The organism is Nocardia sp. NPDC056000, from assembly GCF_042269265.1.
Classification (GTDB): domain Bacteria; phylum Actinomycetota; class Actinomycetes; order Mycobacteriales; family Mycobacteriaceae; genus Nocardia.
Window position 1 is genome coordinate 287,933 of record NZ_JBHJXS010000015.1, and the last position, 23,783, is coordinate 311,715.

Sequence of the window (23,783 nt, forward strand, 5' to 3'; positions counted from 1 at the left end):
TGTTCTAATTCTGACATGGCAGAGGCGCACACCGTGCTCGGTGAACAGGTTCGCATGCCGGTCGAGATCAGACACGCCGACGCCGCGTCCGCACTGTTCTTCGCCGATACCGCGGCGGCGCGCGAACTGCTCGCGCCGGCCGGACTGGAACCGGTCACCGTGCTGGGCAGGGCGATCCTCTCGCTCGCCTTCGTGCGATACGTCGACGGCGATCTCGGGCCGTACCACGAATTCGCCTTCTCGCTCATGGCCCGCCAGCCCGGGCGCAAGGACAGCACCGGGGCCTACATCCACTGGCTGCCGGTCAATCAGAGCTTCACCTGCGAAGCGGGGCAATCGATTTGGGGCTTCCCCAAACTGATGGCCGATATCGACATCATGCCGGTGGGCGGCGGCCACCTGTGCGATGTACGCGTGGACGGCGAATTCGTCGTCAGCATGCGGGTCGCGGGCGGGCTGCCGATGCCCGGCGGCGCGGGCGGGGCGTCCATCGACGCCTACACCCACCGCAATGGGACGCTGCGCCGGACACCGTGGGTGATGAACCCGAGCGCCGTGCGCGGACGGCCCGGCGGCGTCCGCGTCGAACTCGGCAACCATCCGATCTCACAGCAGCTGCGCGCCCTCGGCCTGCCCAGGGGCGCGCTGTTCGGCAGCCGGATCGGTTCGCTCGCAATGACTTTCGCCGACGCCACCACCGTACTGCCGACCCGGGAGGCCCGATGACCCAGACCGCACTCGTCACCGGCGCGGCCAGCGGGATGGGCCGCATCGTCGCGCAGCGGCTCGCCGCGGCGGGCTGGAAGGTCGCGGCCGTCGACCTGAACGCCGACGGGCTGGCCGAAACCGCAAGGCGCTCACCGAATATGGCCACCTACACCTGCGATGTCTCCGATACCGCACAGGTGCACGCGGTGGTGGAGAAGGTGCGCGGCGAACTCGGGCCCATCGACCGGCTGGTGCACGCCGCGGGCATGTGCCACGTGCACGCCTCCGCGCTGAATCATGATGTGGCGCAGATCCGCCGGATGATCGACGTCAACTACATCGGCACAGTCAACCTGTGCCAGGCCGTCATCCCGGCCATGAAACAGACCCGGACCGGCACCGTCGTACTCTTCGCCTCCGTCGCGGGCTGGCTGCCCTCACCCGGGATGGCGGGCTACTCCGCCTCCAAATTCGCGGTGATCGGCTTCATCGACAGCCTCGCCTACGAACTCCAGGACAGCGGCGTGCGGCTGCTCGGACTGTGCCCGCCCATGGTGGAGACCGCTTTCCTGGACAAGGTCCGCGAGGAGAACGAATCGGTGCTCGCCGGAACCGGCGGTATGAGCCCCGAAGGCGTCATCGACGCGCTCGAAAAAGCCTTGGCCAAGCCCAAGAGTCCGCTGTTCGTATTCCCCGGACAGGCGTACCCCTTCTACCTGATGCGGCGATTCCTGCCCGGCGTCATGCGCCGGATAGTGGGCCGCACCGTGAAGCCGACGGATTAACCGTCGCGCGGAAACCGGCTCGTGCTCCGACCGGTGACCGCACTCGGCGCTGGGCGATCGGGGCTCTGCGATCGCCCAGCGCCTCTTCTTCCCTGTGACGAAGCAGCCCCTGCACCGCAATCGGCCGGCGAATAATCGCTGGCCGGAACCCGCCCCCGCGCGGCACGATAGCTCTTCTGCACTGCTCGGAAACCATTCGAGAAGGGGACGGATGAGCTCGCGCGCGCCCGCGATAAAACTGGTTCTGCGATATTACGGCCGGGAAATGGCCCGGCGAAAACTATTGACCACCGGCGGAATGCTGGGCCCTGCCCTGGGCAGCGTCTGCCAGAGTTACATCGCGCCACTACTGGTCGCGATCCTGATCGGCCGGGTCGCAAGCACCGGCGATTCCAGCCTGTCCACGGTCGGGCCGCTGGTCGCGGCCTTCGCCGGGGTGATCGTGCTGTCGGAAGTGCTGTGGCGCATCGGAATCCACTGCCTCAACCGGCTCGACGCCTACGGTATCGAAAGCCTGTACGTGATCGCCATGGACGAACTGCTGGCCAAGGACGCGGCGTTCTTCCACAACAACTTCGCCGGATCGCTCACCAAGCGGGCCCTGAGCTTCGCCACCCGATTCGAGCAGTTCGTCGACACCTTCGCATTCGAAATCTTCTCCGCCGTACTGCCTTTGGGGTTCGCGGCGATCGTGTTGTGGCGCTACGACCCCATGCTGGTGGTGGTGTTGATCGGCATGATCCTGTTCACCGCGCTGGTGATCGCGCCTTTGATCCAACGGCGACAGGCGCTGGTCGACGATCGCGAGGCGTCCATCGCGCTGGTGTCCGGGCATGTGGCCGACAGCCTGGCCAATATGCAGGTGGTGCGGGCCTTCGCGGCCGAACGGCAGGAAGCCGAGGAGCATCGGCGGCGGGTGCTCGATCAGCGGCGAAAGTCCCTGCTGTCCTGGGATTACGCCAACCTGCGCATCGACACCGTGGTGACACCGCTGGTGGTCGTCACCAATGTCGCGGGCCTGCTCATCGTGCTCGGGCTCAGCGGAGGGCACGCCTCGGTCACCGCGATCATGGTGGCGTTCACCTACTACTGGAACGCGACCGGGATCATGTTCCGGTTCAACCAGATCTACCGGCGGCTGGAGAGCACATTCACCGAGGCCGCCCAGTTCACCGAACTGCTGCGCACGCCGCCCACCGTTGTGGACAACCCCGAGCCGGAAGTGCTGCGGCCCAAGGGTTCCGATGTGCGCTTCGACGGCGTGCACTTCACGCACGCGGGGGCCAGGCCGCTGTTCACCGGGCTCGACCTCGACGTGCCCGCCGGATCCAAGCTGGGGCTGGTCGGGCGCTCCGGCGGCGGCAAGACCACGCTCACCCAGTTGCTGCTGCGCCTGATGGATGTCGATGAAGGCGTGATTCGCATTGGCGGACAGGACATCTCGAAGCTGAAGCAGAGCGATCTGCGCAGCCAGCTCGCCTACGTGCCGCAGGATCCGGCCATGTTCCACCGCACACTGCGGGAGAACATCCGCTTCGCCCGGCCCGAGGCCACCGACGAGGAGATCCTGCGCGCCGCGAAAGCCGCGCACGTCACCGAATTCGCCGACGCGCTACCGCAGGGCATGGAAACCCTGCTCGGCGAACGCGGCGTGAAACTCTCGGGTGGACAGCGGCAGCGGGTCGCGCTCGCGCGCGCCATCCTGCGCGACGCACCCATCCTGCTGCTGGACGAAGCCACCAGCGCCCTCGACTCCGAGAGCGAAAAGCTTGTGCAGCAGGCACTCTGGGAGCTGATGGAGGGGCGTACGGCGCTGGTGGTCGCGCACCGTTTGAGCACCGTCGCCGGTATGGACCGGCTCGTGGTGCTCGATCACGGGCGGATCGTCGAGTCCGGCACCCATGAGCAGCTGCTGCGCGCGGAAGGAACGTACGCGCAACTGTGGCGGCATCAATCGGGTGGCTTCCTCGGCGAAGAATTGATCGCCCGGTAAGCGGTGGTTGGGGGCCGCGGCCCCCAACCACCCTACTTGCCTTGGAAGTTGGGCTTACGCTTCTCGGCGAACGCGCGCGGGCCCTCCTTCGCGTCCTCGCTGCGGAAGACCGGCAGGCCGACCTTCGCGTCGATCTTGAAGGCCTCCTCCTCGTGCAGGCCCTCGGTATCGCGGATCACCTTCAGGATCGCCTGAACCGCAAGCGGCCCATTGTTATTGATCAACTCGGCGATCTCCAGGGCCTTGTCCAGCGCGGTCCCGTCCGGCACCACATGCCCGATCAGCCCGTGCTGCAACGCCTCCGCCGCGGTGATGTGCCGGCCGGTCAGCAGCAGCTCCGCCGCCACCGTGTACGGGATCTGGCGCGGCAGTCGCACCGCCGACCCGCCCATCGGGAACAGGCTCCACTTCGCCTCGGAGACACCGAATTTGGCGCTCTCACCGGCGATGCGGATATCGGTGCCCTGCAGGATCTCGGTGCCGCCCGCGATGGCCGGACCCTCGACCGCGGCGATCAGCGGCTTGCTCAGGCGGTAGCCCTTGAGCAGTCCCGGCATCCGGGTCGGGTCGAACGCGGAGCCCTCGCCCATGCCGTCGCTCGGGTTACGCTTGGACATGGCCTTGAGGTCCGCGCCCGCGCAGAACGCGCCACCCGCACCGGTCAGGATGCAGCAGCGGATCTCCGGATCACTGTCCACCCGCTCCCACGCCTCGGTCATGATGCTCAGCATCTCGCCGGTGAGCGCGTTCTTGGCGGTGGGGCGATTCATGGTGACGATCAGCGTGCCGCCACGCTTCTCCACGAGAGCATGAGGCTCGGTATTGCTACTTGTTTCAGTGGTGGCTGTCGTCATCGCCGACCTTTCTTTCCGCAGATTCGGGGACGAAACTACCCCGCGCCGTTGTCTTGAACAATAACGTGTTCTAGTTTGGATCGTGGTGACCGCCGTCACGGGCGGCAAGTTATGGGAGATATGCCATGAGTACGAGTACGCAGAGCAAGCTGCCGCCCCGGGTAACGGAATCCTTGATCAACCGGCTCACCGGCATGGTGACGGCGGGCACCGCGGGCGAGGTCCGCGAACCCTTCGACATGATCGAGGTCTACACCGGTGACGTGGTCGGCAAGCTGCCGCAGTCCTCGCCCGAAGACGTCGAGGCCGCCGTCGCCATCGCACGCGCCGCCCAGGTCGAGTGGGCACGCCGCCCGCTCAAGCAGCGCCTCGAAGTGTTCGAGCGCGCGCACGAGCTGATCCTCACCGAGATCGAGACCATCGCCGACCTCATCCAGATCGGCTGCGGCAAGGCCCGCCGCATGGCCATCGAAGAAGCCTGCGACACCCCGATGGTCATCGCGCACTACCTCAAGACCGCCGAGAAGACCCTGCGCTCCAAGAAGCGCAGCGGACCCATGCCGGTCATCACCAGCTCGACCGAAGAGCACCGCCCCAAGGGCGTCGTCGCGGTCATCGCGCCGTGGAACTTCCCGTTCGCCATCTCCATGTCCGACTCCGCCCCCGCGCTCATGGCGGGCAACGGGCTGATCCTCAAGCCGGACAACAAGACCGCGCTGTGCACGCTGTTCGGCATCGAACTGCTGCACAAGGCGGGACTGCCGCGCGGACTCGTCCAGGTGGTGTGCGGCGGCGGGCCCGATATCGGCCCGGCCATCATCGACAATGTCGACTTCGTCATGTTCACCGGATCCACCAACACCGGGCGCACCATCGGCGCACAGGCGGGCAACAACCTCATCGGCTGTTCGCTCGAACTCGGCGGCAAGAACCCGATGATCGTCCTCGACGACGTCAACCTCGACGAATGCATCCCCAGTGCCACCTTCGCAGTCTTCGGCAACACCGGCCAGGCCTGCATGCACATCGAGCGCATCTACGTACAGGAGCGCGTCTACGACGAGTTCGTGCGCCGATTCGTCACGGCCGCAGAGGAATTGGGTGCGAAAGCCGGAGCCACCTACGACTTCGACCCGGAGATCGGTTCGCTCGTCTCGGTCGAGCACATGCAGCGGGTGTCCGCGCACGTCGAAGAGGCTCGCGAGAAGGGCGCGACCGTGGTGACCGGCGGCAAGCCCCGCCCGGACATCGGGCCCGCGTTCTACGAGCCCACCATCCTCACCGGCGTCACCAAGGATATGGAACTCGCCACCAAGGAAACCTTCGGACCCGTCGTGGCCATCTACAAGTTCGGCAGCGACGAGGAGGCCATCCGCCTGGCCAACGACACCGACTACGGCCTCAACGCCAGCGTCTGGGCGGGCGATTTCGCCCGCGCCGGGCGCATCGCCGAGAAGCTCGAAGCCGGAGCCATCAATATCAACGACGGCTTCGTCACCACCTACGCCGCCAAGGGCACCCCGTCCGGCGGCGTCAAGAGCTCCGGCGTCGGGACCCGGCACGGTGCGGCGGGCATCCTCAAGTACACCGACACCATCAATGTCGGCGTGCAGAAGAAGCAGATCCTCGCCGCCCGCGCGGGCATGCCCTACGAGAAGCAGCTCAAGAGCACCCTCATGACGCTGCGGCTCATGAAGAAGCTGCACCTGGGCTGAAAACGCCTGTAGGACAACGACCCCCGACCCTGATGGGCCGGGGGTCGTTGCGTTATCGTGGTTCAGGGGCGCTGGGCACTGACCGACAGCTGGCCGATGCCGATGACGTGGCTGCTCATCGAGAACGAGGCGACCGCCGGGGGAGTAGCGGCGGGCAGATCCATCTTCGGAACGTCCAAGGCCAGCACCGTGATTCGGTAGTTGTGCGCTTTATCGCCGCTCGGCGGGCAGGGGCCCAGGTACTCGGCCGCGCCCGCATCGTTGGTTCCGGTCACTGCGGTCACGCCGGTGCCGAATTCCGTTGCGGTGGGGGCGATATCCCAGTTGACCCAGTGCCAGAAGCCACTGCCGGTCGGCGCGTCCGGATCGAACATGGTGACCGCGAAGCTCTTCGCGTTCGCCGGAGCACCCGACCATCGCACGCGAGGCGAGTGGTTGGCCGCGGTGCAGCCGAACGCCCCCGCGAAGTTATCCGCCCCGAACGTTCCATCCTTCACGTCCGGACTGCTCACCTCGAACGTCGCGGCCCCCGCCGGAGCCACACTGCGCACCGTGACTCCTGCGGCGGTGGGCGGTGCCGCCGTAGCGGGCTCGCTGTCAGATCCACATGCCGCCACACTCAGCAGACCGGAGGCGACGATGGCGGCGGACGCGATTCGCGCGATGTTGTTCATGACGATCCTCCAAGATCCGTTGTTTCAACTTCTGAGACAAGCATCTTGGATAGTGAGATCACGGAGAAGGCCGTCCGCATCCTGGTATCCCGCGTACCACCCGATCGCCCGTGCTCAACGCCCTGCGCCATGATGGTCCGGTGGACAGAGCGGAATCCGGAGTCGAGTTGGGCTCCTTCCTGCGCGCAATGCGAGAACGACTGACGCCCGAGGCCGCGGGCCTGCCCGGCACCGGCACACGCCGCACCCCCGGCCTGCGCCGCCAAGAGGTCGCCGAACTCGCCGCCGTCAGCATCGACTGGTACATCCGCCTGGAACAGGGTCGTGCCGTAACCCCCGGAGCCGCCGTCCTGGACGCCATCGCCGCGGCTCTGCAACTGAACGACTCCGAACGCTCCCACCTGCACCTGATAGCCCGAGGCTCCCAGCCCCCGCCGCAGCGCGCCCAGGCCCCGCTGAGCGCCTCCATGCGGGCGATCCTCGACGGGATGCCGCTGCTGCCCGCCTACGCCATGGACTTCCGAGGCGATGTCCTCTCCCGAAACGCCGCGGCCGCAGCCCTTTTCGGCGAAGACTTCCTCCCCGGCGTCAATATCGCCCGCCTCATCTTCCTGGACGAACCCACCCGGGCCACCCAGCTCGACTGGCCCAAGGTCGCCCGCGAAACCGTGGGTGACCTCCGCCTCAACCTCGCCCGCAACCCCGAAGACCCCCGCCTGCGCGACCTCATCACCGAATTGCGCACCGCCAGCACCGATTTCGCCACCTGGTGGAACGACCACACCGTCCAGGAACGCCACCACGGCCGCAAACGCTTCCAGCACCCCACCGAAGGCACCCTCACCCTCGATTACGACACCCTGGTGGCCCCCGACACCTCCGCCCACCGCCTCTTCGTCCTCACCCCCGCAAATGCCTTCACAGCGGCCGCATTACGCACCCTCATCACCGCCCGAGCCCACCTCCTCGGCACCCACCCCCTGCACCCCGCCGCAGGCTGACTCGAACAGCCGCGAACCGACCCCGAAACAGCGAAAAGGCCCCGACCGAAGTCAGGGCCTTTCCTGTGTCTCAACCAACACGTCGGGGTGACAGGATTTGAACCTGCGACCTCTTCGTCCCGAACGAAGCGCGCTACCAAGCTGCGCCACACCCCGTGATGTGAACGTGGAGTAGCTTAGCCGATGGGTGGGCCGGATGATAAATCGGGTGGTCAGAGGGGGTAAATGTGGTTGGGGGAGGGGGGTTAGAGGGGGCGGATCGTGGCCAGGATTTTCTTGGCCAGCGTGGCGTCCACGGAGTTGGCCACGCCGGTGTCGGCGGCGATGGTGAAGACGAACGCGCCGTTGTCGCCGGGGAAGGCGAAGGTGTAGATGGAGTAGGTGGAGGCGCAGCCGGACGCCGGGGGCGGGGCGTTGCCCTTCGTCTCCAGATACACGCCCTGGAGTTGGTTATCGGTGTTGCTGAAGGGTTCCGACGCGCCGGGGGTGGAACCCGTGGAGGTCGACCAGCCGATCTTGGCCATGCGGGTGGAGATATCGGCGGCGGCCTTGGCGGGATCGGTTTCCGTTGACTGACTGAGGAATACGTTGGTGCGGACGTAGTTCGGGCAGTAGTCGACGCCGTCCTGCGCCAGGCCCGCGATCGGAACGGAATCACCGCCGCTGTTGAAGCTGGTCTGACCGGTGCGGTCCAGCTTCCATTCCTTCGGAATGTCGTATGCCGCACCGTTTTCCGTGATCGTCACCACCTGGTAGCCGGGGATAACCGGGGCCGGGGTGGACGTCTTCGGGGCGCTGGTGGGCTTGGGGGAGGTGCTCGGCTTGTTGCCCGACGGGGTCGTGGTGAGCGCGCTGATCAACGACGGCGTCGTATTCCCGTGTGCCGAAGGATCATTCGAGCCGCGGTTCACCAGCACCACGGTGACCACCGCGCCGATGATCACCAGCACCAGCGCGCCGATACCGGCGAACAACCAGCCCTTGCCCTTACCGCCGCCGGGAGGTTGCTGACCGTAACCGGGCGGACCGTAGGGCGGCTGCGGCGGTGGCTGCTGATACGGATTCGGGCCGGACTGATACGGCGTTTGCTGATACGGCTGACTCGGCGCGCTCTGATACGGATTCGGGGCGCTCTGATACGGCTGACCGCCCGTGAACGGCGCGGTCGGGGGCGGCTGCTGCTGCCCCCACGGCTGATGCACCGTCGGATCCGACTGGCCCACACCGTAATTCGGTGCGGGCTGCTGCGGCTGCGCCGGATGCGACTGCCACGGCGAATCAGCGGCGGGCGCGCCCTGCCACCAGTCCGGATCCGGACCCTTCGTTGTCGGATCCTCGTTCGGTTCATTACCACTGGCCACGGCTCACCCCTGACTGACGACTACATACCGCGTTGTATATCGCGGAACGGGTCTATCGCGCGACAGCCTCCGAGGTGGTGCGCCCGCGACCCGACTCCGCCACCGGCTGCTTGGGCGGCGCGCCGACCAGAGTCACCAGCGTGGCCTCCGGACGGCAGCAGAACCGGTACGGCGCCCACGGCGACGTGCCCAGCCCGGCCGACACGTGCAGCCGGGTATGCGAACCCCACTGCGACGGACCCTTCACCCGCGAACGGTCGATACCGCAATTGGTCACCAGCGCACCGAAACCCGGAACGCACAGCTGACCGCCATGGGTGTGACCCGCCATGATCAGGTCGTAACCGTCACCGGCGAAACGATCCAGCACCCGCGGCTCCGGCGAATGCGTGAGCCCGATGCTCAAGTCCGCCAACGGATTCGGGGCACCCGCCACGGTGTCGTAGCGATCCCGCTTCAGATGCGGATCATCCACACCGGCGGTGGAGATCTTCACCCCGGCGACCTCGATATCGCGGCGCACATGCGTCAGATCCAGCCAGCCGCGCTCGGTGAACGCCGCGCGCAGATCCTGCCACGGCAGCGGATCACCGAAAACGCGCTTGTGATCCTTCTTGAAGTACTTCAGCGGATTCTTCGGCACCGGCGCGAAATAGTCGTTCGACCCGAACACGAAAATGCCGGGACGACCCAGCAACCCGCCCAGCGCCTGCACCACCGCGGGCACCGACTTCATATGTGAGAGGTTGTCACCGGTGTTCACCACCAGATCCGGCTCCAGCCGATCCAGCTCCCGCAACCACGCCTGTTTCAACTGCTGACCCGGCATCATGTGCAGGTCGGAGATGTGCAGCACCCGGAGCGAGGGTTTACCCGGCGCCAGCACCGGCAGCGTCGCCTCACGCAGCGTGAAGGCGTTGCGCTCGATCAGCGTGGCGTATCCGACTCCGGCGACGGCGGCCCCTGCGGCTCCCAGAGCGGTACGGCGAAGGGCGACGGTCGAGATTACGGGCATTCGCCCAGAATAGGCGACCCGTTGAAAATGCGTCGAGCCTCGCGGGTGATGAACGGTACCGTGGCGGCCATGTCGGAACTCAAATCGAAGCTGCGCGCGGATCTCACCACCGCCATGAAGGCCAAGGACACGCTGCGCCTCAACACCGTGCGCATGCTGCTCGCCGCCGTGCAGACCGCCGAGGTCGCCGGCAAGGAGGCGAAGGAACTCACCGATGCCGAGGTGATCGCCGTCCTGTCCAAGGAGGCGAAGAAGCGCAATGAGTCCGCCGTGGTCTACGAGCAGGCCGGGCGCGGAGAACTCGCCGCCACCGAGCGCGCCGAGGAACAGATCATCGAGGAGTACCTGCCCACCCCGCTCACCGACGCCGAGGTGGCCGATATCGCCGACACCGCCATCGCCGACGTCGCCGAACAACTCGGCGAACGCCCCGGCATGCGCCAGATGGGCCAGGTCATGAAGGTCGCCACCGCCCTCGCCGCCGGGCGCGCCGACGGCACCCGCGTCTCCGCGGCGGTCAAAGCCCGCCTCTGACCGCGCGATACGCGAAAGCATCAGGGCCCCTCCCCGATACCGGCGAGGGGCCCTTGCGTTCCGCTGGAGGCGGGAGTGATCACGATCGTGGGAACGAGTGCGGCCCCTCGCCATTGGCGAGGGGCCGCTTCGGTTCTTCTCCGCGCTAGCGGTTCTTTACCGCGCTAGCGGGGGATCGGGATGGGGATGGGGATCGGGGGGAGTTGCGGGAGGCCCGGCAACTGGATCCCCGGGAGGGATGGTGGGGGAGCGGCGGACGGCAGCGGATGCTGGGTGCCGTCGCTGACGTAGATCGTGATCACCGAGCCGGGGATGGCCGAACCATCCGGCGAGATGCTCATGACCGTGCCCTTGTTCGCACCGGGCGTGGAGGTCACCGATACCTGGAATCCGGCGGCGATCAGATTGCCGGTCGCCTCGGCCTGGTTCTGGCCGATCACATCCGGAATCTGCGAGTTGTTCGAGCCGCGCACGTACTTGTCGTCCAGCGGCGGCAGACTCAGCGGCGGGAACTTGCCGAGCACGTTCTTCATCGCGCCCAGCCAGGTTCGCGCCGGTTCATTACCGCCGTACAGGTTTCCGCTGCCGCAATTGCGCAGCGGGTACGAGCAGATCTCGCCCGGAGTGGGGCTGTCACCGTAGATGTACGCCGAACCCGCGAACGAGCCGCTGAACGCCAGGAAGGCCGAGGAGCGGTGCGTTTCGGTGGTTCCCGTCTTGGCGGACAGCGGGAAGTTCCAGCCGACCGATCCGGCGGCACCGGCACCGGTACCGCTGACCACGTCATGGCTCAGCGCGTTGGCGAGCGTATTGGCCAGACCCGGATCGACCACCTGCTCGCACGCCTGCTGCGTGAGCGGCACCGGCTTACCGCTGCGGTCCAGCACCTCCTTGATGGGGGTGGGCGGGCACCAGCGACCACTGGAGGCCAGTGTCGCGGCCACATTCGACAGCTCCAGCGCGTTCACGCCGACCGGGCCCAGGGTGAAGGAACCGAGGTTCTGATCCTTCACCATGTCCGCCAGGCTCTGATTCCCATGCCCGGAGGTTCCGGGCTGCGCGTACGAGCGCATGCCGAGGCGCACGGCCATATCCACCGTCGGCGTGACGCCGACGGCCTGGATCAGCTTGACGAAGGCGGTATTCGGTGAGGTCGCCAGCGCCTCGGTCACCGACATCGGCGACTTGTACGCGCCCGCGTTCTTCACGCAATACGTCTCGGCCGGGCAGCCCGGCGTGCCACTGTTACCCATGCCCTTGGCCTGGAAGTTCGCGGGGACGTCCAGCTGTGCGCTGATGCCGAGCCCCTTCTCCATCGCCGCGGCCGTGGTGAAGATCTTGAAAATCGAGCCCGCGCCGTCACCGACCAGCGAATACGGCTGCGGCTGCACGGTTTGATGCGCATTGCCGTCCAGTCCGTAGGTGCGGCTCGACGCCATCGCCAGCAGCGGATGCGAATCCTGTCCCGGGGCAACCACATTCATCACCGAGGCGATGTCGTCCAGATTCGGGTCCGCGTTCGCGGTCACCGACGCCTTGGTCGAGTTCTGCACATCCGGATCGAGGGTGGTGCGAATCAGGTAGCCGCCCTTGTCGATCTGATCGCGGCTGATCCCGGCATTGGCCAGGTACTGCAGCGCGTAATCGCAGAAGAACCCGCGATCATTGGCCGCGATGCAGCCGCGCGGCAGCCCCTTGGGCTCGGGCAGCACGCCCAGCGGATCGGTCTTGGCCTTGCGGAACTCGTCGGCCCGGCTGGGGATATTCGCGATGAGCGTGTCCAGCACGGTGTTCCGGCGTTCGAGCACACCCGCGGGGTTGGTGTACGGGTTCAGCTTGGAGCTGGACTGCACCATGCCCGCCAGCATGGCGGACTGCACGATGTTCAGATCCTTGGCGTCCACGCCGAAGTACGTCTGGGCGGCGTCCTGGATGCCGTACGACGAATTGCCGAACGGGACCAGGTTCAGGTATCGGGTGAGGATCTCGTCCTTGGTGAGTTGCTTGTCCAGCGTCATCGCCATGCGGATCTCGCGGATCTTGCGGGCGGGCGTGGTCTCGATGGCGGCGCGGCGTTCGGCGTCGGTCTTGGCGACCACGAGCAGCAGATAGTTCTTCACATACTGCTGGTCGATGGTCGAACCACCCTGCTGCACTTCGCCGCCGCTGGTGTTGGTCAGGAAGGCACGGAAGGTGCCCTGCCAGTCCACGCCACCGTGTTCGGCGAAGCGTTTGTCCTCAACCGACACGAGCGAGAGCTTCATGTCGTTGGAGATCTTGTCGCTGGGGACCTCGAATCGGCGCTGCTCGTACAGCCACGCGAACGGCTGCCCGTTGGCGTCGACCATGGTCGACACCGCCGGGACCGCGCCTTCCACCAGTTCGGCGGAGACGTTGTCTACGGCGTCGGCGGCTCGGTTGGAGATATAGCCGAAGCCGCCGGCGAGTGGGAACAGCAGCCCGGCGAGGAGAACGGCGGCCAGGACGCAGCTGCCGGCCAGTCTCGCGAGCGTTCGTGTGATCGGCACGGCCCCTAGCCTAATTGCCCTTTCCGGTGCTTGGCGCTCGCCCGGGCACGGGGTGTCCATTCGTCTCAAAGATGCCGACTGGCCGGTTTTAGGCAACGAATGCATGGACGGACGTACCAGAAAATCTCAGGACGGTCTTGCGCGAGCGCTACACCACTATCTAGATTGAGAACCCAGTGTGATAGAGCTAACACTCAAAGTGGAATGTGGTGCAGTTCGCAGTGGGGTTGGGTATCTGCGCGCTGCACACGCGATTCTGGAGCGCCGTGACCCGGTGTTCGGACTGCAAAGGGGCACTTAAATGCACATGACTACCCCGATAGCTCGATTGGACGTGGAGCAGGCCGAAGCAAGGATCGCCTGGGTTTCCCAGGCCCGATGCAAGGAAGTGGATCCCGACCAGTTGTTCGTGCGCGGCGCTGCCCAGCGCAAGGCGGCAACCATCTGCCGGCACTGCCCGGTGCTGATGGAATGTGGGGCGGACGCCCTGGACAACCGGGTCGAGTTCGGTGTGTGGGGCGGCATGACCGAACGGCAGCGTCGCGCGCTGCTGAAGCAGCATCCCGAGGTGACCTCCTGGGCGGACTTCTTCCGTGTCCAGCGTACGCAGAAAGTAGCCATGTAATCAGCCGTATTCCCATAGGCAGAACGGACCGAGCCCGCTGATGCGGGCTCGGTCCGTGTCTGGGGTCGGAACGGGCAGAACAGGCAAATCCTCCGTCGTAATTCAGGGGGGTTGCGCAGTCGCGCCAACGCTGGCGCATATGCGTCAGGCGGTTCGGGCGGCTCCCGCCTCGGCCAGCTGATCGCCGACCGCTCGCAACGCCTCGAGATCGGCGACCTCGAACGGCAGGGCCGTCACCGCCGCGATCGGCACCCGCGGGTGCGCGCCCGTGAACCGGTGCAGCAGATGCTGTTCCCGCTTCGCCGTCACCGCCCGCTGCGCGTGAATCCGCAGTACGGCGGCCGCCAGCGCGGCCGGGGTCTCGGATTCGCCGTTCACCGCCGTCGCGGGGGCCAGCTTGTCCGCCGCGACCTGTGCCTGCTCGGCCGAGAGCGAACTCAGTACGGGGTGCGTGCGATTGAGCACCAGCCCCGCCAAAGGCATCTTGTCCGTGGACAAGCGGTCCACGAAGAACGACGCCTCCCGCAGCGCGTCCGGTTCGGCCGCCGCCACCACGATGAAATGCGTGCCCGGCCGGGACAGCATGGCGTAGGTGCGATCCGCGCGATCCTGGAATCCGCCGAACATGGACTCCAGCGATTGCAGGAACACCGAGGCGTCCTTGAGTAGCTGTCCGCCGACGATCGTGGACACGCCACGCAGTGCGAGGCTCATCGCACCGGCGACCAGTTTGCCCACACCACGGCCCGGCGCCATGATCACGCGGATCATCTTGCCGTTCAAAAAATTGCCGAGACGCTTGGGCGCGTCGAGGAAGTCCAGGGCGTTCCGCGAGGGCGGTGTGTCGACCACGATCAGGTCCCACTCGCGTTTGCTCGCCAGCTGCCCGAGCTTCTCCATTGCCATGTACTCGGATGTGCCGCCGAACGAGGACGCCACGGTCTGATAGATCGGATTGGCGAAGATCTGCTCGGCCTTCTCCGGACTGGTGTGCTCGAGCACCATGTCATCGAAGGTGCGGCGCATATTCAGCATCATGGCGTAGAGCTCGCCCTTGACGCCCTCTCCCAATTCGACCTTCTGCGGGGTGTTTCCGAGATCGCTGACGCCCAGTGATTGCGCGAGCCGGCGTGCCGGGTCGATGGTCAGCACGACGACCTTGCGGCCCGCCTCGGCGGCGCGCAGCGCGATGGCCGCGGCGGTGGTGGTCTTGCCGACGCCGCCGGAACCGCAGCACACCACGATGCGCGAGGTCGGATCGGCGAGCATCTTCGAAATGTCCAGGGGGACGGTATTGGCCGGAACGATCATGGTCAGCGGACTCCCTGCGCGCTCAATACTTCGGCCAGCTCGTACAGCCCGCCCAGATCCATACCGTCGGCCAGTGACGGCAGGTACAGCCGCGAGATATCCACCTGCGCCAATTCCTCGGCGCTCTCGTCCTGCGCGTGCAGGCGGGCGGAATGCTCCACGGTCTCGGCGACCAGGCCCTGGAAGTCGGCCTCGGACAGGGTGATTCCGGCTTCGGCGAGTCCGGCGCGCAGCGCGTCGGTATCTAGTTCGCCCGCGGCGGCCTTCTCCCGCAGTGCGCGCGGCAGATAGCCCTGATTGGCCCGATTCACGATGACGGTGCCGATATTCAGGTCATTGGCGGTGAGTTCGGCGACCGCGTCCGCGGTCTCCTGCACCGGCAGCGCCTCCAGCAGCGTGACCAGGTGGATCATGGTCTGCGGCGAATGCAGCAGTTTGGAGACGCCCTCGGCCTGCGAGGCGATCGGACCGCCGCCGGCGATCTCGGCCATGGCCTGGGTGACGTCCAGGAAGCTGGCGATCCGCCCGGTCGGCGGGGCGTCGATGACTATTTCGTCATAGGCCGGTTTACCCGACTTGTCGACGCGCACCGCGCATTCCTTGATCTTGCCGGTCAGGATCACGTCCCGCAGGCCCGGTGCGATGGTGGTGACGAATTCGATCGCACCCACCCGGCGCATGGCCCGGCCCGCGAAACCCAGGTTGTAGAACATGTCCAGGTATTCGAGGAAGGCGTGCTCGACATCCAGCGCGAGGGCCAGCACCTCGCCGCCGCCCTCGGCGGTGGCGATGCGAGTCTCGGTGGGCGGCAACGGCGGCAGATCGAAGAGCTGGGCGATGGACTGTCTGCCCTCGACCTCGACCAGCAGCACGCGGCGGCCCCCCGCCGCGAGCGCGAGCGCCAGTGCGGCCGCGACCGTGGACTTCCCGGTGCCGCCCTTCCCGGATACGTAATGCAGGCGGGCCTTGTCCGCCCGCTCCGGCCAACCTGCTTCGACCCCCGGCTCAACCGAAACGGGCACTGCTATCGGTACTCCCACGCTCGCGAGCCTATAACCCGTTCCTGGTTCATGCCCACAAGTGACACCAACTGTCTGATACACCACTCTGGAATTCTCGATTTCCTGATATCGAATGTGCCAGAGCAGGGTCCGAGGTATGGGACGGCCGGGACCGGGGCTAATCTCACGACCATGAGTGATGTGACCGCGTGGGAGTACGCGACCGTGCCGCTGTTGACGCACGCCACCAAGGCAATCCTCGACCAGTGGGGGTCCGACGGCTGGGAGCTCGTCTCGGTACTGCCCGGGCCGACCGGTGAGCAGCACGTCGCCTACCTGAAGCGACCCAAGAACTGATGACCGCCGCCACCGCGTGGGCGGAAAACCTGGAGAAGCTGGGCGTCACCGTGCCCGCCGTGGCCGCGCCCGTGGCCTCGTACATTCCGGCCATCCGGACCGGGAACCTCGTCTACACCTCCGGCCAGCTGCCGTTCGTGGACGGGCAGCTCACCGTCACCGGCAAGGTCGGCGCGGAGGTCTCCACCGAACAGGCCGCCGAGGCCGCTCAGCTGTGCGCGCTCAATGCGCTTGCGGCCGTGCATGATCTGGTCGGGCTCGACAATGTGGTGCGCATCGTGAAGGTCGTCGGCTTCGTCGCCTCGGCCCCCGGCTACTCCGATCAGCCGGTCGTCATCAACGGTGCGTCGAATTTCCTCGGCGAGGTCTTCGGCGATGCGGGCGTGCACGCGCGCTCGGCCGTCGGCGTCTCCGAACTCCCGAAGAACACCCCCGTGGAAGTGGAACTCATCGCCGAAGTGCGCTGAGCGCTTGCCCGTTCGAGGAGACGTGGGAAGTGTGGTGCGTCCAACCCTGGACCCGCCGCACTCCCTGGGTTAGGACAGAAATATGACCCTCACTCATCCCGCGTATGAACAACTGCGGCAAGTGACTCCGTCCGCCGGTGTGGTGCTGGCCGACAATCCCAGCGGAATGACCTTGCAGGGCACCAACACCTGGCTGCTGCGCGCTCCGGGCAGCACCGACTATGTGCTGGTCGACCCGGGTCCCAAGGATCGCAAGCACACCGAGGCGCTGGTGCGCGAGACCGGCGGCAGGATCGCGCTGACGCTGATCACGCATCATCACGCCGATCACACCGGCGGTATCGACCGCCTGGTGAAGGCCACCGGAACCCCGGTGCGCGCCAAGGACTCCCAATTCCTGCACGGGTCGACCGCGGTGCTCGCCGGCGGAGAGGTCATCGAGGCGGCCGGACTCCGCATCACGGTGCTGGCAACCCCCGGGCATACCGAGGATTCGGTGAGTTTCCTGGTGGACGGCCCGGATGACGGGGATGCCGCGCTGCTCACCGGCGACACCGTATTGGGTACCGGGACCACGGTTCTCGAATCCCGCGACGGTGCGCTCGCCGACTACCTGAACTCGCTGAAGCGGCTGGCCGAGGCGGCCCCGGCGCGAGTGCTGCTGCCCGCGCACGGCCCGGATCATCCGGATGCCCTGCCGGTCATCGATTTTTACATCAAGCATCGCGAGGAGCGCCTGAATCAGGTGCGGGCGGCCCTGGCAGAGCTGGGCCCCAGCGCGAAGGCGCTGCAGATCGTCGCGAAGGTCTACGCCGACGTGGACAAGCGGCTCTGGCCCGCCGCGCACAGTTCGGTGCAGGCCCAGCTCGCGTACATTCGCGCCGAGGGCTGATACGCACGAAGGGACCGGGTCGTCACTTTCGTGGCGACCCGGTCCCTACGAGTCTCTGTTCCCCTGTGTCGCTGTGACTACCGCGCGCGGCGGGCCAGGCGCTCCGAGTCGGAGATGAGCACGCTCTTGCCCTCGAGCCGCAGCCAGCCGCGGTGCGCGAAGTCGGCCAGGGCCTTGTTCACGGTTTCGCGAGAGGCGCCGACCAGCTGGGCGATCTCCTCCTGGGTCAGGTCGTGGGTCACGCGCAGCGCGCCCGCTTCCTGGGTGCCGAAGCGCTGTGCGAGCTGCAGCAGCGCCTTGGCGACACGACCGGGCACATCGGTGAAGATGAGGTCGGCCAGGTTGTTGTTGGTCCGGCGCAGACGACGGGCGAGCACCCGCAGCAACTGCTCGGCGATCTCCGGGCGCTGATCGATCCAGGCCTTGAGGGCGTCCCGATCCATGGTGACCGCGCGGACCTCGGTGACGGTGGTGGCCGTCGAGGTGCGCGGGCCCGGATCGAAGATGGACAGCTCGCCGAACATGTCCGACGGGCCCATGATCGTCAGCAGGTTCTCGCGACCATCGGGGGAACGTCGGCCGATCTTCACCTTGCCGGAGGTGATGATGTAGAGCCGGTCTCCCGGTTCACCCTCGTTGAAGATGACATGACCGCGCGGAAAGTCCACGGGCTGAAGTTGTTTGGCGAGGGCGGCCACCGCGGTGGGCTCGACGCCTTGGAAGATGCCTGCTCTGGCGAGGGCCTCGTCCACGAATGTGCTCCTTATGGGAAATGGCTCTGTTCTGGACCGAAGCATTCGGCCGACAGTGCAGTCTACTTTGCAATACGTCCGGGTAGTGATAGACACCACGCGGCGGGGTCATTCTCCGACACGCGGAGTCCGATTACACGACACGCACCGTCGATCTCGCGACACGCAAAGTTCAACTCTAGCGACACGCCGTCGAGCTCACCCATGAAGATCGGAAAATGCTCTCGACCGGCCGAAAAACGGCAGATCGGTCAAAAGCGGAGCGCGTCGGCTCAGCTGGCCTGCGCCACATCCAGACCCTTGGCCGCGGGCCGGGCGCGCCGCGGACGCGCCGCCGCAGCGGGCAATCCCAGTTTGGTGAGGTCACTGACCTCGGCATTCGTGGCTCGATCCAGGTACTGCTGCACCTCCGGATCGGGCTCGAGCAGCTTGCGAAGCCGGTTCTCGACACGTTCCATCACCAATGCGAACAGCATCAGCGCTATCGGAAACAGCACCACAGCGAGTCCTTGCATAGGGAGGAGTAAACACGGCGAAGGTCTCAGATGGAACACGGCGGGTGCGCAGCCCGGTTGATGGGGCTTACAGGTTACGTAAGGTGGACGCGTGCGTGTCTCGACATCCAGCCAGGTGACTCCCGCCCTCGGCGCAGCTGCGCCCGCCGGCGGGAAAGCGAAGTCGCGCGCCAAGGAAACCCCCACCGGCCTGGTGCGTCGCGCCCGCCGGATGAATCGCACGCTCGCGCTGGCCTTTCCGGACGCACACTGCGAACTCGACTTCACCACGCCCCTCGAATTGGCCGTGGCCACAATCCTTTCCGCGCAGTGCACGGACGTCAGAGTGAACCTGACCACACCCGCGTTGTTCGCCAAGTACCGCAGCGCCCGCGATTACGCCGAGGCGAATCGGGCCGAGCTGGAGGAGTTCATCCGGCCGACCGGCTTCTACCGCAACAAGACCAGCTCGCTGATGGGGTTGGGTCAGGCGCTGGTCGAACGCTATGACGGCGAACTCCCGCATACGCTGAACCAGCTGGTGGAGCTGCCCGGCATCGGCCGCAAGACCGCGAACGTCATCCTCGGCAATGCCTTCGGCGTCCCGGGGATCACCGTCGACACCCACTTCGGCCGCCTGGTCCGGCGCTGGGGGTGGACGGATGAAGAAGATCCGGTGAAGGTCGAGCACATCGTCGGCGCGCTCATCGAACGCAAAGAGTGGACGATGCTCTCGCACCGCGTCATCTTCCACGGCCGTCGCGTCTGCCACGCCCGCAAACCGGCGTGCGGCGCCTGCATCCTCGCCAAGGACTGCCCTTCGTACGGCACCGGCCCCACCGATCCGGCCGTCGCCGCCGCCCTGGTCAAAGGCCCGGAAACCGAGCACCTGCTGGAACTGGTGGGGCTGTGAGCCCTGCGGCTCCACCCGAGCACACCGCACACCCACGGTCGCACGACACCGCGGGCGAACACGGCCATCCGACCTCCGCTTCCGGCCGGGACTCCGGTCGACGCACCGGAATTCGCGGGATCGGACCGGTTCGCGAGGTCGAGCGGGCGGGCCGGAGCCGACGCGGTCGTAGCGGAATTCACCGACGGGTGAGCCTGATCGCCTTGCTCGCGGCTTTTGTGTTGGCTGTGGCGTCGTGCTCCAGCTCCGGTGGGGGTTCGGCCGGTGGTACCGCCGCGCCCGGCGGCAAACCGGTTTCCGCGAGTGAGCGGGCGCGGGCCGCGCTGGTCGACTGTCCTGCTCCGTCGGGGGCTCCGGTTGCCGACGGTCCGCTGCGTGGATTGACGTTGAACTGTCTCTCCAATGGCAGCCCCATGGATTTGACCGCCGCGCTGGCGGGGAAGCCCGCGCTGCTGAATCTGTGGGCGTACTGGTGTGGGCCGTGTGCGGAGGAACTGCCGCTGCTGCAACAGTTCTCGGATCGGGCGTCGGCGTCGATCACGGTGCTGACGGTGCACAGTGATCCGGGTACGGCCAAGGGGCTGGCGCGGTTGACCGGGCTCGGGATTCATCTGCCCGGGGTGGAGGATCCGGATACCAAGGTGCGCACCGCCGTCGGCGCGCCCGCGGTATTGCCGATCTCCGTCCTGTTGCGCGCGGATGGCTCGATCGCCAAACTCGTTGTGCGCCCGTTCAAGAGCGTCGATGACATCGCCGATACCGTCGCGGCTGAGCTCGGGGTGCGGGCGTGAGGTGGCGAAATAGCTTGTGCGGCTTGGTGGTTGCTGGTGTGGTGGTCGATCTTGGAGCGTGGGCATGAGACTCGAGGTGCCTACGGGCTCCATTCCGGAGTGGCTGCGCGGGGTGGCCGACCACGATCCGGCCGATCCGACCGGCATGAATCCGATCCTGAAGCGGCTCGCTTCGGCCGCCATGCGGGCGCGCGAGGCCGCCGTGCTGGTGCTCTTCAGCGGTGACGAGACGGCCGATCCGAACGCATTGGGCGGCTTGCCCGCCGACGCCGATGTGCTGCTCACCCAGCGCGCGGCGACCATGCGCACGCACAGCGGTCAGGTGGCGTTCCCGGGCGGCGGGGTGGAACCCGGCGATGACGGTCCCATCGGCACCGCGCTGCGCGAAGCCCAGGAGGAGACCGGCCTGGATCCGGCGGGCGTCGAGCCGATCGCCGTGCTGCCCAAGATCTTCGTGCCGCCGTCGCGCTTCGATGTGACGCCGGTGGTCGCGTACTGGCGCACCCCGGGCGAGGTCGGCGTGGTCAGCGAGAACGAGGCGACCCGCGTGGTGCGGGTGCCGGTCGCGGACCTCATCGATCCGGCGAACAGATTCGTGGTGCGGCATCCACTCGGCTATATGGGTCCGGCGTTCACCGTCGACGGCATGCTGGTGTGGGGCTTCACCGGGGGAGTACTGGCCGGACTGCTCGCGGTCTCCGGTTGGGAACATGAATGGGACCATCACGATGTGCGTGATCTGCAGGCCTCTTTGGCCGCGGTTGGGATGACGTTATGAGTTCTTCGGCCTGGCTCGACCTCGGCATCTTGATTCTGGCGCTGCTGGCCGCCACCTCCGGGTGGCGGCAGGGTGCGGTCGCGTCCGCGCTGGCTTTCCTAGGCGTGGTCCTGGGTGCGGTCGCGGGCATTCTGATCGCACCGCACATCCTGATCCACCTCAGCGAGGGGCGATCCCGGGTGCTGGTCGGCGTCCTGCTGATCGTGGCCCTGGTGATCGTCGGCGAGGTGGCGGGCATGGTGCTGGGCCGGGCCGCGCGCAGCGGTATGCGCGATCCGTTCACCCGCAGCGTGGACAGCGTGGTCGGCGCGGGCCTGCAGATGGCGGCGGTGCTGGCCACGGCCTGGCTGCTGGCGCTGCCGCTGGCGAATTCGTCGCAGCCGGGAATCGCGGCCGCGGTCAAGAACTCTCAGGTCCTGGTGAATGTGGACCATGTCGCACCGGATTGGCTGCGGCGGGTGCCGAACGAATTCTCCAACCTGCTCAACACTTCCGGGCTGCCGGACGTCATCGGACCGTTCGGGCGCGTCCCGATCGCGGCCGTGGAGCCGCCGGATGCCAGCGTGCTGCAATTGCCGGTGGCGCAATCGCTGCAGTCGAGCGTGTTGCGCATTCGCGGTATCGCGCCGAGTTGCCAACGGCAGCTGGAGGGTTCGGGCTTCGTGGTCGCGCCCGAGCGCGTCATGACGAACGCGCACGTGGTCGCGGGCACCAGCACGGTGAGTGTGGACACCGCGCGCGGGTCGATGGAGGCGCAGGTCGTGCTGTTCGACTCCTCCAAGGACATCGCGGTTCTGGCGGTGCCGGGTCTGAACGCGCCGGTGATCCCGTTGGCCCCCAAGGCCGCCAACTCCGGTGAATCCGCGATCGTGCTGGGCTACCCGGGCGGCGGCCGCTACACGGCCAGCGCCGCCCGTGTCCGCGAGACCCTGGATCTCAAGGGCCCCAACATCTATCGCGACAACAATGTGCAGCGCGAGGTGTACACGGTGCGCGGTCAGGTCCGCGCGGGTAACTCCGGCGGCCCGCTGGTCGACACCGACGGCAATATCCTCGGCGTGGTCTTCGGTGCCGCCGTCACCGACGACGACACCGGCTACGTCCTGACCCTGGACGAGGTGCGCCCGGAAGTGAATGGCGCGGCCGGAGATTCGACCCCGGTCGGCACCGGCAGCTGCGTCCTGAGCTGACACCGCCCGCAGCGCGAATTCGGCCGGGATCCACCCTGGATCCCGGCCGAAATCATGTCGGTATGACGAATGTTGTCAGGCCAGGAGTTTGGCGAGCTCCGTGGTTACAGCCGCCGGATTCTCCTGGTGCGCATAGTGTCCCGCGTCCGGGATGGTGATGACGCGGCGCTGCGGGGAGAATTCCTGGCCGCGGCGAATGGTGCTGGTCAGGATGTAGCGGTCGCGGTCGCCGTGCATGGACAGCACGGGGATGTCGATCGGTTCGCGCATGGTTTCCATGAATCGCGCACCGTCGGGCCGCCATTGGCTGCGGAAGGCCCAGCGCTGGTATTCCAGCGCACAGTGTGCCGCGCCCGGAATCCGGATGGCGGTGCGCATGCGTTCCGCGGTGTCCGCGAATTCCGGTGTGGCGGACCAGTGTTCACCGGCGTGCTGGCGCAGCAGGCGTTCTATCTCGGCCCCGTTGTCGGCGGTGATGAGGTTCTCCGCGTAGCGCGGGATCTGATAGCGCAGGAAGTTCGGCAGCCAGGTGGCGCGCTGTTTGCCGTCGCGCAGGATGGAACTCTTGAGCGCCGCCGGATGCGGTGAGCTCACCAGTCCGATGGCGCGCACCACGCGCGGTTGCAGCACCGCGGTCGCCCAGCACACCAGCCCGCCTTCGGCGTGGCCGACGAGCGTGGCCTCGGTATGCCCGAGCGCGCGAATGAGTCCGGCGATATCACCGGCGAGCGTCCAGCCGTCATAGCCGCGCGGTGGTTTATCGCTGTCGCCGTAGCCGCGCAGATCCATCGCGACCGCGCGATAGCCCAGTTCGGACAGCGCGGTCAGTTGATGCCGCCACGACCACCAGAAGTCACCGAAGCCGTGCAGCAGCACCACCAGCGGCGTTTCCGGATCCGCGAAGACCACGCCGCCCGCGGGCATCGCTTCGACCACGTGGAAGCGAATGCCGTTGGCGTGCACATCCCGATGGGTCCACGGTCCGTCGTAACGGACAGCGGACGGATCGGGGGGCGATATCGACGACACGCCGAAGGAGACTAA

The 23,783-nt window shown here is 66.8% G+C and carries 24 protein-coding genes and 1 tRNA gene; 14 read left to right on the top strand and 11 right to left on the bottom strand.

The genetic code is table 11. From position 1 onward, the window contains the following. Positions 1-15 precede the first annotated feature (15 nt). The 3 genes from ACFC4D_RS38055 to ACFC4D_RS38065 all read left to right on the top strand — a co-directional run bounded on the left by ACFC4D_RS38055 (position 16) and on the right by ACFC4D_RS38065 (position 3,486). Positions 16-726, top strand: coding sequence for an acetoacetate decarboxylase family protein (locus ACFC4D_RS38055; protein ID WP_376070737.1), 711 nt, complete (start codon positions 16-18; stop codon positions 724-726). Then, a complete protein-coding gene (locus ACFC4D_RS38060) occupies positions 723-1,493 on the top strand; it encodes an SDR family oxidoreductase (RefSeq protein WP_364637491.1) in 771 nt (256 codons plus the stop codon). The genes ACFC4D_RS38055 and ACFC4D_RS38060 overlap by 4 nt, the downstream gene beginning before the upstream one ends. Positions 1,494-1,704: 211 nt before the next feature. Next, positions 1,705-3,486 carry an ABC transporter ATP-binding protein gene (locus ACFC4D_RS38065; RefSeq protein ID WP_376070739.1) on the top strand — a complete coding sequence of 594 codons (1,782 nt, stop codon included), beginning with the start codon at positions 1,705-1,707 and terminating at the stop codon, positions 3,484-3,486. A gap of 32 nt (positions 3,487-3,518) precedes the next feature. On the opposite strand, the gene ACFC4D_RS38070 is transcribed toward ACFC4D_RS38065, so the two are convergent. After that, complete coding sequence (locus ACFC4D_RS38070) at positions 3,519-4,340, bottom strand: crotonase/enoyl-CoA hydratase family protein (RefSeq protein WP_375962198.1); 822 nt, start codon at positions 4,338-4,340, stop codon at positions 3,519-3,521. A 125-nt stretch (positions 4,341-4,465) separates the two neighbouring features. Between ACFC4D_RS38070 and ACFC4D_RS38075 the strand changes: the two genes are divergently transcribed. Next, entirely contained in the window at positions 4,466-6,055 is a 1,590-nt protein-coding gene (locus tag ACFC4D_RS38075) for a succinic semialdehyde dehydrogenase (protein ID WP_376070742.1), read from the top strand. Between the two features lie 62 nt (positions 6,056-6,117). On the opposite strand, the gene ACFC4D_RS38080 is transcribed toward ACFC4D_RS38075, so the two are convergent. Beyond that, positions 6,118-6,729, bottom strand: a complete 612-nt coding sequence (locus ACFC4D_RS38080) for a YbhB/YbcL family Raf kinase inhibitor-like protein (protein ID WP_376070744.1) — start codon at positions 6,727-6,729, stop codon at positions 6,118-6,120. Between the two features lie 140 nt (positions 6,730-6,869). Here ACFC4D_RS38080 and ACFC4D_RS38085 point away from each other — a divergent pair, with 140 nt between their 5' ends. Further along, positions 6,870-7,730: a helix-turn-helix transcriptional regulator gene (locus ACFC4D_RS38085; RefSeq protein ID WP_376070746.1), complete on the top strand. Its 861-nt coding sequence runs from the start codon at positions 6,870-6,872 to the stop codon at positions 7,728-7,730. Positions 7,731-7,812: 82 nt separating this feature from the next. Here ACFC4D_RS38085 and ACFC4D_RS38090 read toward each other — a convergent pair. From ACFC4D_RS38090 to ACFC4D_RS38100, 3 genes are all read right to left on the bottom strand, one after another. Then, a tRNA-Pro gene (locus tag ACFC4D_RS38090) sits at positions 7,813-7,886 on the bottom strand. Between the two features lie 89 nt (positions 7,887-7,975). Continuing rightward, positions 7,976-9,091 (bottom strand): hypothetical protein, encoded by a 1,116-nt coding sequence (locus tag ACFC4D_RS38095; protein WP_376070749.1) that lies wholly within the window; start codon positions 9,089-9,091, stop codon positions 7,976-7,978. 52 nt (positions 9,092-9,143) lie between these two features. Beyond that, positions 9,144-10,106 carry a metallophosphoesterase gene (locus ACFC4D_RS38100; RefSeq protein WP_364637505.1) on the bottom strand — a complete coding sequence of 321 codons (963 nt, stop codon included), beginning with the start codon at positions 10,104-10,106 and terminating at the stop codon, positions 9,144-9,146. Positions 10,107-10,175: 69 nt separating this feature from the next. Here ACFC4D_RS38100 and ACFC4D_RS38105 point away from each other — a divergent pair, with 69 nt between their 5' ends. Further along, positions 10,176-10,640 (top strand): GatB/YqeY domain-containing protein, encoded by a 465-nt coding sequence (locus ACFC4D_RS38105; RefSeq protein ID WP_375962209.1) that lies wholly within the window; start codon positions 10,176-10,178, stop codon positions 10,638-10,640. A gap of 164 nt (positions 10,641-10,804) precedes the next feature. Here the strand turns inward: ACFC4D_RS38105 and ACFC4D_RS38110 are convergent, their stop codons facing one another. Beyond that, the gene (locus tag ACFC4D_RS38110; RefSeq protein ID WP_375962212.1) at positions 10,805-13,168 is read right to left on the bottom strand and encodes a penicillin-binding protein; all 2,364 of its coding nucleotides are present in this window, start codon (positions 13,166-13,168) and stop codon (positions 10,805-10,807) included. Between the two features lie 301 nt (positions 13,169-13,469). Between ACFC4D_RS38110 and ACFC4D_RS38115 the strand changes: the two genes are divergently transcribed. Then, complete coding sequence (locus tag ACFC4D_RS38115) at positions 13,470-13,793, top strand: WhiB family transcriptional regulator (RefSeq protein WP_067569470.1); 324 nt, start codon at positions 13,470-13,472, stop codon at positions 13,791-13,793. Positions 13,794-13,937: 144 nt separating this feature from the next. Here the strand turns inward: ACFC4D_RS38115 and ACFC4D_RS38120 are convergent, their stop codons facing one another. Both ACFC4D_RS38120 and ACFC4D_RS38125 read right to left on the bottom strand, forming a co-directional pair. Then, positions 13,938-15,104 (bottom strand): ArsA family ATPase, encoded by a 1,167-nt coding sequence (locus tag ACFC4D_RS38120; protein ID WP_375962214.1) that lies wholly within the window; start codon positions 15,102-15,104, stop codon positions 13,938-13,940. Positions 15,105-15,106: 2 nt separating this feature from the next. Continuing rightward, the gene (locus ACFC4D_RS38125) at positions 15,107-16,126 is read right to left on the bottom strand and encodes an ArsA-related P-loop ATPase (protein WP_375962217.1); all 1,020 of its coding nucleotides are present in this window, start codon (positions 16,124-16,126) and stop codon (positions 15,107-15,109) included. A 171-nt stretch (positions 16,127-16,297) separates the two neighbouring features. Between ACFC4D_RS38125 and ACFC4D_RS38130 the strand changes: the two genes are divergently transcribed. From ACFC4D_RS38130 to ACFC4D_RS38140, 3 genes are all read left to right on the top strand, one after another. Beyond that, positions 16,298-16,462, top strand: a complete 165-nt coding sequence (locus ACFC4D_RS38130; RefSeq protein ID WP_157535338.1) for a DUF4177 domain-containing protein — start codon at positions 16,298-16,300, stop codon at positions 16,460-16,462. Then, positions 16,462-16,929: a RidA family protein gene (locus ACFC4D_RS38135; protein ID WP_364637516.1), complete on the top strand. Its 468-nt coding sequence runs from the start codon at positions 16,462-16,464 to the stop codon at positions 16,927-16,929. Before ACFC4D_RS38130 ends, ACFC4D_RS38135 begins: the two co-directional genes overlap by 1 nt. Positions 16,930-17,011: 82 nt before the next feature. Next, positions 17,012-17,821 (top strand): MBL fold metallo-hydrolase, encoded by an 810-nt coding sequence (locus ACFC4D_RS38140; protein WP_376070751.1) that lies wholly within the window; start codon positions 17,012-17,014, stop codon positions 17,819-17,821. A gap of 77 nt (positions 17,822-17,898) precedes the next feature. Here ACFC4D_RS38140 and ACFC4D_RS38145 read toward each other — a convergent pair whose 3' ends face one another. Further along, positions 17,899-18,573, bottom strand: coding sequence for a Crp/Fnr family transcriptional regulator (locus ACFC4D_RS38145; protein ID WP_019044571.1), 675 nt, complete (start codon positions 18,571-18,573; stop codon positions 17,899-17,901). 272 nt (positions 18,574-18,845) lie between these two features. After that, positions 18,846-19,088: a hypothetical protein gene (locus ACFC4D_RS38150; RefSeq protein WP_153802894.1), complete on the bottom strand. Its 243-nt coding sequence runs from the start codon at positions 19,086-19,088 to the stop codon at positions 18,846-18,848. A 115-nt stretch (positions 19,089-19,203) separates the two neighbouring features. Between ACFC4D_RS38150 and nth the strand changes: the two genes are divergently transcribed. The 4 genes from nth to ACFC4D_RS38170 all read left to right on the top strand — a co-directional run bounded on the left by nth (position 19,204) and on the right by ACFC4D_RS38170 (position 22,739). Continuing rightward, the gene (nth, locus tag ACFC4D_RS38155) at positions 19,204-19,980 is read left to right on the top strand and encodes an endonuclease III (RefSeq protein WP_376070791.1); all 777 of its coding nucleotides are present in this window, start codon (positions 19,204-19,206) and stop codon (positions 19,978-19,980) included. Between the two features lie 188 nt (positions 19,981-20,168). After that, positions 20,169-20,771 (top strand): TlpA family protein disulfide reductase, encoded by a 603-nt coding sequence (locus tag ACFC4D_RS38160; RefSeq protein WP_376070754.1) that lies wholly within the window; start codon positions 20,169-20,171, stop codon positions 20,769-20,771. 64 nt (positions 20,772-20,835) lie between these two features. Beyond that, complete coding sequence (locus ACFC4D_RS38165) at positions 20,836-21,549, top strand: NUDIX hydrolase (RefSeq protein WP_375962229.1); 714 nt, start codon at positions 20,836-20,838, stop codon at positions 21,547-21,549. Continuing rightward, the gene (locus ACFC4D_RS38170) at positions 21,546-22,739 is read left to right on the top strand and encodes a MarP family serine protease (RefSeq protein WP_375962231.1); all 1,194 of its coding nucleotides are present in this window, start codon (positions 21,546-21,548) and stop codon (positions 22,737-22,739) included. Before ACFC4D_RS38165 ends, ACFC4D_RS38170 begins: the two co-directional genes overlap by 4 nt. Before the next feature lie 75 nt (positions 22,740-22,814). Here ACFC4D_RS38170 and ACFC4D_RS38175 read toward each other — a convergent pair whose 3' ends face one another. After that, a complete protein-coding gene (locus tag ACFC4D_RS38175) occupies positions 22,815-23,759 on the bottom strand; it encodes an alpha/beta fold hydrolase (RefSeq protein ID WP_376070793.1) in 945 nt (314 codons plus the stop codon). Positions 23,760-23,783 lie beyond the last annotated feature (24 nt).